This window comes from Marinomonas sp. S3726 (assembly GCF_000967665.1).
In the GTDB taxonomy this organism is placed as follows: domain Bacteria; phylum Pseudomonadota; class Gammaproteobacteria; order Pseudomonadales; family Marinomonadaceae; genus Marinomonas.
Window position 1 is genome coordinate 15,384 of sequence record NZ_JXYC01000001.1, and the last position, 14,157, is coordinate 29,540.

Here is a 14,157-nt window from a genome sequence, read left to right on the forward strand (position 1 = left end):
GTAAATGAAAATAGCGGCTTTATTTGGAGATTACAGGGTCTATATCTCCAAGGTGATCAAGATGACTCTTATTCTCTTGAGGTTTGGCCGCGAGCTTTAGGCTTGCTTTCTCATCTTGATGTAGCCAGCGAAGCAATGACACTGCCATGATCGCCGTGATAAACAATTGAGGTAATGCAAGGGTAATTGCTGCGGTCTGCAATGCTTTTAATCCACCAGCAAACATCAGGCTTAAAGGTAAAGCCGCAAGTGCAAATGCCCAAAACATACGATGCCAGCGAGCAGGGTGTTGCTCTTCTTTAAGTTCAACACTGGCAACGGCTGCCATTATGTAAGCCGCTGAATCAAATTGAGTTGCCAAAAAGATCAAGGCTAATACACAGAATAATGGTAGAACCAAGGTAGAAAGAGGTAATGACTTTATAATTGCTATGATAGCTGTCGGAGCCCCTTCATTGTTAAGCAGACTGGTAACAGAAAGGAGGTCATTTAATTCAAGGAACATGGCATAGTTACCTAGTACGCCAAAATAAGCCCAGCATCCTAAACTTCCAAAAACGAGCATGCCGACAATGACTTGTCTGATGGTGCGTCCACGAGAGATTTTAGCGACAAATAAGCCCATAAATGGACCATAAGCTATCCACCAAGCCCAGTAAAAGATTGTCCAACTCTCAGGGAAACCAGAATTTGAGATAGGATCTGTCCAGAAATTCATCTGTATGAAGTTCTGAAACATCAAGCCCAAGCCGTTAGTTGTGGTTTTAATGATAAAGAGAGTTGGGCCAACGATTAGAATGAAAGCCAGTAGGGCAATGGCTAACCAGACATTAATATCACTGAGTACCTTGATACCCTTTTTAAGGCCTGAATAAGCGCTGACAGCGAAAATAGCAGTACAAAGCAACATGACAAAAACACTGAGCCCAAAGCTGTTTTTAATCCCGAAAATTTCACTCAAGCCAGCAGCAACCATAGGTGTACCTAAACCTAAACTCGTACCAACACCACCAAGTAGGCCAAACATAAAGAGTATGTCTATGACTTTACCTAAAGGACCATGGGCATGTTTACCAATAACACCTTCACAAGCGGCACTTAGTTTTAACTCAGGTTGCTTACGTACATGATAAAGATAGGCAAGAGGGATGGCAGGAACACCATAAAAAGCCCATGCGGTGATTCCCCAATGGAACATGCCATAAGTAGCAGCCCATTCAGCCGCTTAACTGGTTCCCGCTTCTATTCCAAGAGGAGGGGATTGAAGATAGTAGGCCCATTCGATCGCGCCCCAATAGAGAATGCCAGAACCAATACCTGCGCAAAACAACATGCCAGCCCAGCTAAAGTTAGTAAACTCTTGGGCTTCGTCAGATCTGCCTAACTTTACTTGGCCGAAACGACTCATTGCTAACCAAAGTAGCAAGCCAACCGCGCCAATACCGCCCCAAAGATACAGAACACCAAAGTGTGATGTCATAAGTGAGAAGGCAGCGTTAATAAAACGACTGGCCTCTTCTTGCATAAAAATTAGGGGAATACACATACCCAGTAACACAACCAAGGTTGTGCTGAAGGTTATCCAATCAGTACGAACTCTCATTTAAATACCTTTTTTATTGTTAGAAACGTTTAAGAAAAAGCAGTGTCACCCCTAATCTTTTTATTTGAATCGAAGTGATTTGGCGCACAATATCACAGTGTTAATTGTAGGACAATCTACAATTCGATTGGATTTTAGGTAGCAATTAACCCTTTTAAATAAGCAAAACGGCTAATAAAACATGAATTTATTTGAAAGTAGGGTGGTTTTTTCGCGAGAATTGAAGTGACGAAATTAACTAAAAATAGTGACTTTTGAGTTAGTTTAGGGCTGTAATTGCATTAGAAAGGGATAGTAAGACACGTAGTTTAGGTAGAATTAAATGTTAAGCCCTAGGCATATTAGCAGCAATTCTAAGCATGTTTTTCATTGTCTTTGATGTTAAGATGCGCCCGCATTTTCCCCCTGTTTACTTATACATCTCTATTAGGAATTAGATAAGTTGGAAGCTTTCGAACGTCATATCAAAGTCGATAATACAGAATCAAGCATTCTGTCTTTGCTCAGTGAAAACTGTGATTTATCAGCTACTGAAATTAAAAACGCTATTGCTAAAGGGGCTTTATGGATAGGGCGTGGTAAGCAGGTGCAGCGTTTAAGACGCGTTAAGAAAGCATTAAAAGCCGGCGAAGAATTACACTTTTACTATAACCCTAAAGTGTTAGATCAAATCGTGCCTGAAGCTAAGTTGGTGGCTGATTTAGAAAGCTATAGTGTTTGGTACAAGCCCTATGGCATGTTATCCCAAGGTTCAAAGTGGAGTGATCACACCACCATTAGTCGCTGGGCTCAAACGCATCTAACGCCAGAAAGACCTGTTTTTATCGTACACAGGCTTGATAGAGCGGCGACAGGTTTAATTATTATCGCCCATACAAAAGCGGCAGCTCGTGCATTATCAGGCATGTTTGAGCAGCACGCATTAGAAAAGCATTATCAAATTATTGTTCATGGCAATCACAGTGAGCATGATCAACCAGAAGTTATTACACAAGAAGTTGATGGAAAAAGTGCTAAAAGTACCTTTAATTGTTTAGAACATGATAGAGATGCAAACCTTTCTCTTATCGATGTAAAAATTGATTCAGGTAGAAAACATCAGATTAGATTACATGCCGCTGGCATTGGCTTGCCTGTTGTGGCTGATAGGCTTCATGGCGATAAAAGCCAACAATATGCTGATGATCTAAATCTACAACTGTGTGCCGTGACGCTAGATTTCACCTGCCCATTAACAGGCGAGGCGCGCTCCTTTAAACTTGATGAAACACTAAGACCTAACCTCAAGGCAGTTGCGGCTAAACTCACATAGTGCTTCTTAATAGCAATTTGAAGAGCACTTTAAATGGAACTTTAAATAGCTCTTTAAATAGTTTTCGGGCATAGAGCTCTTTTTTAGATTTTCAAATACTCTCTTCTAACCCTTGACTCTCCCCCTAGGGGAAGACTTTACACTCTTATTTTTCATTCAATAAGAGACGCTAACTATGTCAAATGTTCTGATTTTAAATGGCAATCCAAAACCCTCACAAAAGCAAAAAAGTTTAAGTCACTCGCTTGCCGATACCTATGAAATTGAAGCAAGGGAAATTGCTCAGGTACGCCGTTTCAACTTAGCGGATATGGTGTTTAATCCAAGTCTAGAGCAAGGATATGATGAAATTCAGCCATTAGAGCCTTGTTTAGTTGAGTTTCAAGAGTCACTTATGTGGGCTGACCATATTGTCATTGTGTCTTCCACTTGGTGGGGTGGACTTCCTGCGAAAATGAAAGGCCTTATCGATAGAGCATTTATCCCAGGTGTGACCTTTAAATTTGAAGGGGATGACCCAAATCCTGTGCAACTCATGAAGGGTAAAACGGCTCGTATTCTATTAACCATGGATATGCCTGAGGAGTTTGTAGAGGATCAAGCCGCGCCTGTTTTAGGACAATTAAACAAATATACACTGGAGTTTTGTGGTGTATCGCCGGTGAGAACGAGTTTATTTGGTTCTGTTATCATGTCTGATGATTCTCAGAAAGCGAAATGGCTGGCGCAAGTTAGCGATCTAGGAAAGAAACTTATCTAAACTCATTTCTTTAAAGTCGTAGGTTAACTTAAGAGCTGACCTACGCCTTTATCTTTCTTTTTTCTATTACATCCAGCCTTATCTAAGCAATATTTTTCAAGTTAACTTAATGATGTTTATACACATTTCTAATTGATGGATTTTATATTCAACCTTTTGGTTGAATATAAAATATTTAAGCTTATACTTCTTTTAACGTTTGCTTCTATTCTTGAGCAATCAATCAAATGCAAAAAGCAGCAACAAAATATTAAATGAGATAGACCCTTTGCCAAATTTGAAAAGTGACCCGTTAGATTTAGTTTTTATGGCACTTGCCGATGTCAGTCGACGCAAGATAGTGCATATGCTGACATCAGGCGAAATGCCAGTGTCAGACATAGCCGCAGAATTTGATGTCTCTCTTCAAGCCGTTTCTAAACACATCAAAATGCTAGAGAAGGCCAAGATAGTTCAAAGGCGTGTGGAAGGGCGAACGCATTATCTGTCTTTAGTACCTGAGCAACTAACAGGAGCCTTGGATTGGATCAGTATTTATCGAAATTTTTGGCATAACCGCATGGACAAACTTGCCAACTTAATTGAAACCCCAGAGGAGTAAACAATGTATAGCTTAACAATCTCACAGGAATTTAATGCTTCAGTTGAAACCTTGTTTAATGCTTGGACAACCCCAGAGGTAATCAGCCAATGGTTTGCGCCGGGTAACATGACGGTACCAGAAGCGAGTGTGGACTTTAAAGTCGGTGGCGCTTATCGGTTTGTGATGCAAAACCAAGAAGGGGAGCAATTTATCGTAGGAGGTGAATATAGGGAAATTGCTAAACCAGAAAAATTGGTATTCAGTTGGCAATGGGAATCAAGCCCTCATACCACTACGGTAACTGTGCTATTTACTGCCCTTACTGATAACAAATCTAAACTAGAACTGATTCATACTGAGTTTCAAGAGCAAGAGTACTGCGATAAACACAATGAAGGTTGGTTGGGCTGCTTGGCAAATTTACCTCGTGCTTTGTCATAAAAATGAAGCCGCGAGCTTTTACATGACACAATCTAAGTCGCATAACATTTAGGAGAATATCATGGGTGAGTTAACTCAAGGGATAAACTGGTTAGCTGTGGTAGTTGGCTTTTTCCTATCCTTCTTATTGGGCTGGCTCTGGTATAGTCCCAAGCTTTTTGGCAAAAAATGGGCGCTTGGAGTGGGTGTCGAAATGAGTGAAGACACCAAGCCCGCGCCTTTAAGTATGGTGCTTCAAGCCAGTGGAACCTTTATGCTGGCATGGTTAGTTGGTATAACGGCTGTGTCTAATGCCTTATTGACTATTTTACTCATCATGTTCGCCTTTATTTGCTTGCAAGCAGCTAGCGGTTTGTTCTGTCAAAAAAGCAAATATGCCATCTTGGTAGAAGCAGGCTATATCTTCACTATGACCCTTATCATGATAGTGTGCCAAGGTGTTTTCTGATTAAAAGCCTGCTAAATATTGCTGTTTTAACAAGGATGTTATCCAGTTTAATAAAGCATCATCATTGTATCTCGGGTGCCAAGCGGCAATTACATCAAAGCTATCTGGTGACTTATCTAAAGGGATAGTCACTAGGTCTAAGTCTTCTATCGCTTTAGCGGGTAAAAATGCAATTGAATCACAACTCTTCAAATACATAGGGACGACTGAAAAACACGGCGCAGAGATCATCACGTTACGAGTTAATCCAAAGCCTTTAAACCAATCATCAATGGAGCCTTTAAAATTCGGTCGAGAAGGGGATGCAATAATGTTTGGGAAAGCAGCAATGCTTTTAAGACTCGCTTCTTGCTTAAGAATGCTCGAATTTGGAGAAGTAACACACACATGCTGCTCTTCATATAAAGTGATAAGCGGGTATGTCTCAGGTATAAAATCGGGAAAGGCGATGGCAAGATTAACCTTACCTTTTTCCATCAATTCATTGAGTTTATCTATTTCAAAGTCGCGGATAATTAATTTTAAATGAGGGGCTAAAGTCCTTAATTGAGAAATTAATTCGGGTAGCACGATTTGTTGAGCATAGTCTGTCGCTGCGATGACAAAAGTATCATGACACGTCTTAGGGTCAAAATGGGTTTGGCTAACTAAACCCTGAAACTCAGTTAAAATGGAATCCACCTTTATCGATAAACTCTCTGCAAAGGGTGTTGCAATAAAGCCATTAGCTTTACGGATAAAAAGCCTATCTTCGAATACGTCTCTAAGCTTCTTTAACTGCTCGCTGACGGCTTGCTGTGTCAGGCCTATTTGATCCGCTACTTTTGACGCATTTTTCTCTCGCATAAGAGCCTGAAAGATACGTAGTTGCTTTATGTCTAAGCGATCCAGTTTACTCATTATTCCCACCCTTTATTAAGTAGGCTTAATATACATTACCAAAAATATTTGTAATAGAAACAAATGACTTCTGTTTCAAATTGTTTTTAGCTTTTTTTAAGATGACCTCCATCGAACTGACATGAGTCGCAACTTTAGAAATGAATGAGGTCAACAAATGAAACGCGTTATTTTAATTGGTGCAAATGGGAAAATGGGTCAAGCTGCCATGATGGGTCTTGGTAAGCATGATGTCGTAACTGCAAGCCGCTCTGGAGTGGATGTTGATTACCAAGTAGATATCACCAGTGAAGAATCAATCAAGGCACTCTACCAAAAGGTTGGGCACTTTGATGCGGTTGTTAATACAGTAGGGCATTGTGAATATGCTGAGTTTACTGAAATGACAGAGTCACAATGGATGACAACTATGATGAGTAAAATGATGGGGCAAATTAACCTCGTTAGAATAGGACAAAATTATATTGCAGAAGGGGGCTCCTTTACCCTAATAAGCGGCATTCTCAATGTAAGGCCTATTCCCTATGCCATCGCAGATGCCACAACCAGTGGTGCGATAGATACCTTTGTTAAATGTGTTGCCTATGAGCTTGCTAACAACATCCGTATCAATGTGGTTAACCCAACTGTATTAACAGAAGCATGGGATGTATATGGCGAAATGATGCCTGGTTTCGAACCTGTTCCTAGCAGCCTAGTTGGCAAAGCTTTTGAACGATCCGTAGATAGCTTTATTACAGGTGAAGTACTTTACGTTGATGCATAAGCTTGATTGAACAATCGAGTTTAACAACCAGCTGCTTATTAACCTAGGCAGCTGGTTGCTGTTAAAAGTGTTAGAAGAGCCTGAAGTATGTGAGCTTGAGCAAAGCCATCTATTATTTTTGGGTTGAAGTTTCTATCATTTCAATTTCTTTTTTTATCATTTCAGCTTCATTCGTTAAGTTTGCATAAGCCCTTATATCCCCATTCCTTTGGGCTAAAAAGGCTTCTTCTAGTTTGTTGTCATAGTCTTTATTTAGCTTTTTCAGCGGGTCACGTTTAAAGAGTGAGAACATATTAATAGCCTTCATGTGAATTAATCTTGTTCCATTAATACGTTCGCTAACCTGTTTTGGTTCTCTTATTGGTCAAATAATTAAAACAAGTGTGAAATGATCTTATCTGCACGTTGTTGGCCTGCATGTTGTGGAAGCTAACAGGCTTTATTGCTCAATGTTACTAAGCAACAGGCTCTTGAAAAGAGTCTATTTACCTTTGCTTTTCCATTAAACCCTAAGATTGATTTCCTTTTCTATGTCGGAAATTTACAAGACTCACTCTTTCATGATTTTTAAACTGCGTTCAGGTGAATCAAGTGTAAAAAGAGGAGAGATAAGATGTGGGTACGTTTTTTAATATTATTATGTATTAGTAGTTGGTTTGGTAATCTTTGGGCTAAAGAAGTCCAGCTAGATGAAAACGTAAGTTTATATTATGAAGAAGCTGGGCAAGGTGATATTAGTATTATTTTTATCCCCGGCTGGATGATGTCTACCGAAGTCTTTAGCTACCAGCTAAAGCATTTTGATGGCTCAACCCAGTATCAAGTTTTGACTTTCGATCCTCGAGGGCAAGGCCGGTCGACTAAAACGTTAGAAGGGCATACCTACCAACAGCATGCGCGAGACCTTGCACGTTTTATTGAAGTATTGGAATTAGATAATGTGATTTTAGCTGGTTGGTCATATGGGGTGACTGAACAGCTTGCTTATCTAAATCAGTTTGGTTCAGATAAAATCAAAGCCATGATTATGATAGATACAGGGCCAGATATTGCAGGTGCAACCTATGATGAGTGGGTCTGGTATTTAAACGATGATGCGGATGGCTATTCACGGTTTTTTACTGAGGGAATCATTGAAAATCGTGAAGAAGTTATCAATTCTTTTATTGAATGGATGCTTGAATCTCCGGATGCAGAAAATATTAATTGGCTTAAAGGTATAGCAAATCAGACATCAAGTAGTGTTGCTTCCATCACAAATGCTACTGGGTTTTACCTAGATTATCGTGATGATCTAATCGCTCTGGAGGGAAAAATGCCCCTTTTATATATAGTTAGAGAGGAAATGAAAGAGGTGGCTGATCATTGGATTAAAGCGAATACGCCATCAGCAACCGCGGTATATATGGGAAAACATATGATGTTTTGGGAGCGACCGAATGAGTTTAACTATGAATTAGATATGTTTCTTAATGGGCTTTAATGAGTAATTGGTTTTTATAACATTTACTTTGAGCTTCTTCTTAGATCCGCTACTTTATTTTTTGATCTTGGCAACTAGGTATAAACTGAATAAGCGGTGATTAAGAGGAAGCTCATTTCCCAAGTTAAACTAAAAGATTAAGTCCTAGGTAATGGCTTATCTCCAAAGCCGATGGCGATCCGGTTTAAGCTATTCATTAAAGCAATAATAATAGTTAAATCAACGGCTTCAGTTTCATTAAAATGCGTTAATAGCGTTTCTAGCTTGTCTTCAATATGCTTCTCGCTTGCAATCTGGGTCACACTTTCTGCCCAACTAAGCGCTGCCATATCTTGCTTGCTAAAGAGTTGGCATTCATGCCAGACGATAAGGCAATCTAATAATTGGCTTTCTACCCCGAGCTCTCTTGCTTGAGTGGTATGTAAGTTGACGCAAAAAGCACAACCATTAATTTGAGATACTCTTAACTCCACTAAGGCTTTGAGGTGAGGAGAAATAGATTTAGTGTGTTGACTAACAGAAATAATTTTCTGTATCGCTTGCTTGTTGATGGTTCTGTAATTTATACCCATAAGTGCCTCACTTATTATCTGAACTTTGATTAGAAGATAAGAAAATTAAAATGAATTTCTGGAATGAGTACTGATACATTTAAGTACCGTGTTTTTCGAAACTAGCTGGTTAAACGGGCTAAAATATACAGGTCCTCATGACTTGCTTAAGATAAATACCAAACTCGAATAGGTATTGTATTTTTTCGACATGTCTAAAGGCGGTGGATAAAAGAGATGGATAAAACGGATACTCAACATTTAGCTTGGGTCGGATTTGAACGCAGAATGCCGTCTCTCGCTTTGCAGCCTTATATTAAATGGTTCTGGCAAATACGTACGGACCATAAAATGGCTCAAACTCGACAAGAATTTATGCATTCCTATGGCGCTTTAAGCACTATTTTTAATTGGGAAGATGCGTTGCAATTTGACAACCAAGGAGACTCAAATCCAATTATCATGGAAGAGATTCATCCTGTGTCACGCCAGTTAGTGTTAACCGGAAAGCTTCATTTGTTTGGGATTTTGTTTCGTCCAGGTGGTGCGAGCCGCCTTTTTAATCGACCTATTATAGAGATGATTAATACGTCTCAACTCAGTCTTCTGAACATGCATGAGCTACATGAACACCTTGGCTCTTACCCAAGAATAGATGATAAAGTCAGCTATTTAGAAGCCAAGTTGCTAGGCTCTGCTCCTGGATTCGATATCACGCATCCTATCCTACCAAGGGCCATAGCTTTAATTGAAAGGAGTCGGGGGCAAGCGCCTATCTCTATTATTGCAAGCCAGGTAAATATGAGTGAGCGGCAGTTAGAACGCTTATTTCGGGATCAAGTTGGCCTGTCGCCGAAAAAGTATTCACGCCTTATTCGCTTACATCATACTCGAACGGCATTAAAACAGTTAGATACCTCATCTTTTGCCGATATCGCATTGATATCGGGCTTTCACGATCAAGCACACTTTAATAATGAGTTTAAAAAAAGCATAGGCATAACCCCAAAGGAATACCTTGCTCGCCATAAAGAACGTCAAATACGGTTTTATAAATAAAGCTCTTTGAGTAAGGGCTTGAATAAGGTCAGATAAAAAGGGGGCTTTAGATATCTCGCTTGCTCCAATACTCCATCGAATTAATATCACTTCTGAGCAATGGTTAGAAGTCACAACCAGCTTTGAAAAGCACTTTAAAGCGGCAGTTGGCTCAGAAGCTTTTTGTGAACATACGGAGTTGCAGCGGCGATCGGAATTAGCGGCTTGTAAACGGTTTCTATCTTAGATTTAGTTCAATAAATTCAGCTCTATTTAAATTAGACTTTAATATCATTAACGCGAAAACTGCTGTCGTCTCAAATATGAAAATCTTCATAGAACACTTTAAAGTTAGCCATTAATTTTTAGAAACCGTCCTATTTTTCAATCATAAAATGTTAAAAAGCACGAAGTGAGTGGTGTTCAGGTGATGTTGTCTTTGATCTCTTTTAGAATGGCTATCCAGATAAATGTGTTTTATTGCCATTTAGTATGGTGTTAGAAGCATCAATTAATAAGGAGCTTATATGTACTCAATGTACAATCAAGAACGGACAGGCTTACAATCGAAGTTTGAACAATTTACATCAAATATTGAATTGACTAATTCACAGAAAGAAAAAATAATTTCTAGCCATACACATTTAAGACAAAATAATTTACAACCGTTATTCTATGTTAATGAATCCTTTTTAATAGGATCATATAAGAAAAACACAATGGTTCGCCCTCCCAGTGATGTTGATGCCTTTTTAGTAATAAATAAGGATAGATACTCAATAACTCCAAATGCTGTATTAAATCAACTAAAGCGTGATTTAAATAACTCTTATCCAAATAGTAAAATACGACAAGACAAACCTTGTATAGTTTTAGACTTCAATCACTGTAAAATAGAATTAACACCTGCGATTATGTCTGGTTTTAGAAAAGAGCAAGGCTTTTATATTCCAAAGTCAGGTGGGAATGAATGGATGTTTACTGAAGATCCTAAGAAACAAGAAAGTATGCTTTCACAAGCGAATAGTCGTGTTAATGGAAAGTTAACTCCATTAATTAAAATGATGAAAGTATGCAAGAAGTTCAATAATATTAGTGATATTAAATCTCATGAAATAGAAGAAATAGGAATTAGAAATATATATTCAATTTCTAATTATCGAGATGGTATTCAAAAAATTTTAAGAGCGCTAGATTGGACCGTTAGGGGGACATCATATTATGAGTTAGAGTCACTTTCTGATCATGAATTTGCGAAAATATGTCGTAGCTCTATTTTTGGAACTGACTTTCCAGAGTAAAAAATATGAATGAAAAAGCACTTTTGCAACGGTTAGGTGAAGACACAGCATATACATTTAAAGGACTTCATAAACAGGCTGATCTGTCAGATAAAAAATATAAATTTTACTTATCTGTTCCAATCATATTTAGCATTGTATCTCTGGGTTTTGATGAAGAAATTGCTTCATTAGCTTTGAAATGTATTGCAGTTTTATCATTAATTGTAACTGTTTTTGCACTAATGGATCAAAAAGAATTCGAAAAATCAAATGGGTACAGGGATTTAGCAGATAGGGTAAAATTTATCTATGATAAGACAGAACGCAGTTTTGCTTTAGATGATGTTTCTCAATATGAAACACTTTGTAATGAGTGGGACTTGATTCGTAAAGATCTTAAAGATTACCCGATCGGTTCATTTGCTTATAAAAAAACCCGGAAGGTTATAAGTCAAGAAATGAACTTAAGCTGGCTAGGAGCAGGAAACGGCTAACAAGATAATCAAAGGTACTCGTAAAGGTTAGCTCGGTTCCGTTCCATATCGTAGATAATAATTACAGGTTTATAAATTAAAGCAGACACCCGATTATTTTGACCGTTCTTTAACCATGATCTAGCTTTATTGGATTCACTCAAGGATGAGGAATCTAATATGCTCTCTTTTAGCTAACTGTAAATTTCTTTTAGGTCTTCAAAATACAAGCTTCGACCATTGCGTTTCACGCCATATGAAATGTGAATTTCTGTGCGGTGGTGATGAGGTAACTGGTTAAAGTTATGATCTTAGGAGAGGTTGGATATAAGATAAAGGTGCCATTAACTTTTTGAAACCTTCCTGCTCATCAATCATAAAACCCTTAAGAGAACGAAGTGAGCCTTGTTCAGGTGATGTTGTGCTTGATCTCTTTTAGAATAAATGTCTTGTTAGGCACTAATATATAAGGAAATTAGAATGCAAGATAAATTAATAGAAATATCAAAAGTTATCGATAAATTAGCTAAAGAAGATCATGGATTAGCGGCATCACTTTTAGGTGATATAGCACAATTCTTTGATGGTGAAATAACTGATACAAAATGGATAGAGAAAAAAGCTATCGCATTATCTTTAGGGAAAAAAGTTACAGAGGTTTAGTTATTACCTCTAATACACATAACAAGGTGCTCAAGCTTTGGACGCAGTAAACTGCGCCGCTTAGCAGGGCGTTAATGATCATGAGAGAAAAGTACTTAGTCGATACTATTTCTAATATTCCTGAAATTATGGAACTGCTGAAGATCCTGAATGATGTAGAGCTTCCAAATCACTACTTGGCTGGAGGTTCCATTACCTAGGCTGTTTGGAATAGAAAGCTAGGGAATGAGCCGCTGCATAGAGTAAAAGACTTTGATGTAGTTTACTTCGATCAAGATGAGGTCATATCTGAGAAAGAATATGAATCTCTCATTGATTCGCGGAAGAGGCACTTGGTGCCAGTAGATATTAAAAACCAAGCGAAGGTACATGAATGGTACGGTAAAAAGTTTGGTAATAGCATAGAAGCACTCACTGAGTCAGAAGATGGTATTCGCATGTGGCTTCCCTGTTTCGCCGTGGGTGTTCGTCTTGTTGAGGGTTCTGTAAAGGTCTTCGCACCTTTCGGTTTAGAAGACCAAATAAACATGGTGGTTCGACCAAATAAAACTGCTATGAGTAAAGAAAACTATGACGCTATGAATCGTAGTTTTAAACAAAGGTGGCCAAACCTTGAAATCGAGGCTTGGTAACCATTAACAAGAAAGCGCAACTAATAAGACCCCCGTCCCATTAAGTCCTTTTTAACCCGCTTGCTGGCCTAATAAAGACTCTTCGAGCAAAAACAAATATGCAATGATTCTATTACTGAGAATCAGTGTGATTTATTGCCAACTAATTGAATCAATAAGAGGAATATATGGAAATCACTCGTGCTAAATCCTTTAAGGCAGAGCGTGCTTGGGGAGCAAAAGATATTGCTAACATGAATGGCATTACCACACGTTTGCATTGGACGGATCAGCCTTATAAGTGGCATATCAATGATGGTGAAGAAGTGTTTGTTGTGTTAGATGGCCAAGTCACCATGTTTTATAAAGAAGAGGGTATGGAGCAATCTGTGTTATTGGAGGTTGGTGATATCTTTTTTGCCTCGATAGGGACAGAACATGTGGCACATCCTGTAGGTAAAGCGCGAATTTTGGTTATCGAATCTGAAGGCAGTGTTTAAACGCGTTGTAAAAATAGTTTTAGATGGATTCGTGATAGTCGACTTTTGTCATCTTACTCAGAAAAAATAAGATTAAGACTCGCTTAGATTGGCGCGAGCCATTATCATGCTCGCCAGAATTGTTGTTAACCCATTTTTAAAAAGAAGATTTTATACTATGTCACTTCCTCCTTGCCCTAAATGCCAATCTGAATATGTTTATCAAGATCAAGAATTATTGATTTGCCCTGAATGTGCATATGAGTGGAACCCGACAGCAGAAGCAGAAGAAGACGCATTCACCGTTAAAGATGCAAATGGTACGGCTTTACAAGACGGCGATAAGGTAACACTTGCCAAAGACTTGAAAGTGAAAGGTAGCTCTATGATTATGAAAATCGGCACCAAAGCTGTGGTTAAGCGTGTTTTAGATAAAAAAGATCATGAGCTAGATTGCAAAGTAGATGGCGCGGGTGACATGATGGTGACCGCTAAGTTTGTGAAAAAGGCTTAATCCGCTTTACTCAAGACCGTCAGATTTAATCAAAAAGCAGCATAATTGAATTGTGCTGCTTTTTTTATGCCTGATTTTCATAGAATGAAAAGCGAGCTAAAGAATGCTATGGGAACATGCGAATAGGTCCTCCCGTCTCAGCGTGTGGATAAAAGCGACTAGATTTATGGCGAGGGACGCAACTTAATAGTGATTCTATTGATAAGGTCCTCAACGTAAATATAGCGCTTTTAGACCACGCCCTTCGGG

At 38.7% G+C, this 14,157-nt stretch carries 16 protein-coding genes and 2 pseudogenes; 14 read left to right on the plus strand and 4 right to left on the minus strand.

What is annotated here, in order from left to right; genetic code table 11:
* Positions 1-19 precede the first annotated feature (19 nt).
* Positions 20-1,603, minus strand: a pseudogene (locus TW85_RS00090) (BCCT family transporter).
* A 442-nt stretch (positions 1,604-2,045) separates the two neighbouring features.
* Between TW85_RS00090 and TW85_RS00095 the strand changes: the two are divergent.
* The 5 genes from TW85_RS00095 (at position 2,046) to TW85_RS00115 (ending at position 5,147) form a co-directional block, all read left to right on the plus strand.
* The gene (locus tag TW85_RS00095; RefSeq protein ID WP_046015047.1) at positions 2,046-2,915 is read left to right on the plus strand and encodes an RluA family pseudouridine synthase; all 870 of its coding nucleotides are present in this window, start codon (positions 2,046-2,048) and stop codon (positions 2,913-2,915) included.
* Positions 2,916-3,090: 175 nt separating this feature from the next.
* Entirely contained in the window at positions 3,091-3,675 is a 585-nt protein-coding gene (locus TW85_RS00100; protein WP_046015048.1) for an NAD(P)H-dependent oxidoreductase, read from the plus strand.
* Between the two features lie 268 nt (positions 3,676-3,943).
* A complete protein-coding gene (locus TW85_RS00105; protein ID WP_238326144.1) occupies positions 3,944-4,276 on the plus strand; it encodes a metalloregulator ArsR/SmtB family transcription factor in 333 nt (110 codons plus the stop codon).
* 3 nt (positions 4,277-4,279) lie between these two features.
* A complete protein-coding gene (locus tag TW85_RS00110; protein ID WP_046015049.1) occupies positions 4,280-4,699 on the plus strand; it encodes an SRPBCC domain-containing protein in 420 nt (139 codons plus the stop codon).
* 61 nt (positions 4,700-4,760) lie between these two features.
* Complete coding sequence (locus TW85_RS00115; RefSeq protein ID WP_046015050.1) at positions 4,761-5,147, plus strand: DUF1761 domain-containing protein; 387 nt, start codon at positions 4,761-4,763, stop codon at positions 5,145-5,147.
* Here the strand turns inward: TW85_RS00115 and TW85_RS00120 are convergent, their stop codons facing one another.
* Positions 5,148-6,047, minus strand: coding sequence for a LysR family transcriptional regulator (locus tag TW85_RS00120; RefSeq protein WP_046015051.1), 900 nt, complete (start codon positions 6,045-6,047; stop codon positions 5,148-5,150). It abuts the gene before it with no gap.
* Between the two features lie 157 nt (positions 6,048-6,204).
* Between TW85_RS00120 and TW85_RS00125 the strand changes: the two genes are divergently transcribed.
* The gene (locus TW85_RS00125; protein ID WP_046015052.1) at positions 6,205-6,813 is read left to right on the plus strand and encodes a short chain dehydrogenase; all 609 of its coding nucleotides are present in this window, start codon (positions 6,205-6,207) and stop codon (positions 6,811-6,813) included.
* 112 nt (positions 6,814-6,925) lie between these two features.
* Here TW85_RS00125 and TW85_RS00130 read toward each other — a convergent pair whose 3' ends face one another.
* Positions 6,926-7,105: a DUF6435 family protein gene (locus TW85_RS00130; RefSeq protein ID WP_046015063.1), complete on the minus strand. Its 180-nt coding sequence runs from the start codon at positions 7,103-7,105 to the stop codon at positions 6,926-6,928.
* 321 nt (positions 7,106-7,426) lie between these two features.
* On the opposite strand from TW85_RS00130, the gene TW85_RS00135 reads away from it, so the two are divergent.
* A complete protein-coding gene (locus tag TW85_RS00135) occupies positions 7,427-8,296 on the plus strand; it encodes an alpha/beta hydrolase (protein WP_046015053.1) in 870 nt (289 codons plus the stop codon).
* Positions 8,297-8,433: 137 nt separating this feature from the next.
* Here the strand turns inward: TW85_RS00135 and TW85_RS00140 are convergent, their stop codons facing one another.
* Positions 8,434-8,868 carry a carboxymuconolactone decarboxylase family protein gene (locus TW85_RS00140; protein ID WP_046015054.1) on the minus strand — a complete coding sequence of 145 codons (435 nt, stop codon included), beginning with the start codon at positions 8,866-8,868 and terminating at the stop codon, positions 8,434-8,436.
* Positions 8,869-9,084: 216 nt separating this feature from the next.
* Between TW85_RS00140 and TW85_RS25255 the strand changes: the two genes are divergently transcribed.
* The 7 genes and pseudogenes from TW85_RS25255 (at position 9,085) to TW85_RS00175 (ending at position 13,908) form a co-directional block, all read left to right on the plus strand.
* Positions 9,085-9,906 (plus strand): helix-turn-helix domain-containing protein, encoded by an 822-nt coding sequence (locus TW85_RS25255; protein ID WP_052701735.1) that lies wholly within the window; start codon positions 9,085-9,087, stop codon positions 9,904-9,906.
* A 515-nt stretch (positions 9,907-10,421) separates the two neighbouring features.
* On the plus strand, positions 10,422-11,186 hold the full coding sequence (locus tag TW85_RS00150) for a hypothetical protein (RefSeq protein ID WP_157196864.1): 765 nt from the start codon (positions 10,422-10,424) through the stop codon (positions 11,184-11,186).
* Between the two features lie 5 nt (positions 11,187-11,191).
* A complete protein-coding gene (locus TW85_RS00155) occupies positions 11,192-11,662 on the plus strand; it encodes a hypothetical protein (protein ID WP_046015056.1) in 471 nt (156 codons plus the stop codon).
* A gap of 459 nt (positions 11,663-12,121) precedes the next feature.
* Positions 12,122-12,304: a hypothetical protein gene (locus TW85_RS00160; protein ID WP_046015057.1), complete on the plus strand. Its 183-nt coding sequence runs from the start codon at positions 12,122-12,124 to the stop codon at positions 12,302-12,304.
* Between the two features lie 215 nt (positions 12,305-12,519).
* A pseudogene (locus TW85_RS00165) lies at positions 12,520-12,936 on the plus strand (nucleotidyltransferase family protein); the annotation flags it as partial.
* Positions 12,937-13,103: 167 nt separating this feature from the next.
* A complete protein-coding gene (locus tag TW85_RS00170) occupies positions 13,104-13,415 on the plus strand; it encodes a cupin (RefSeq protein ID WP_046015058.1) in 312 nt (103 codons plus the stop codon).
* 157 nt (positions 13,416-13,572) lie between these two features.
* Positions 13,573-13,908, plus strand: coding sequence for a zinc ribbon domain-containing protein YjdM (locus TW85_RS00175; protein ID WP_046015059.1), 336 nt, complete (start codon positions 13,573-13,575; stop codon positions 13,906-13,908).
* Positions 13,909-14,157 lie beyond the last annotated feature (249 nt).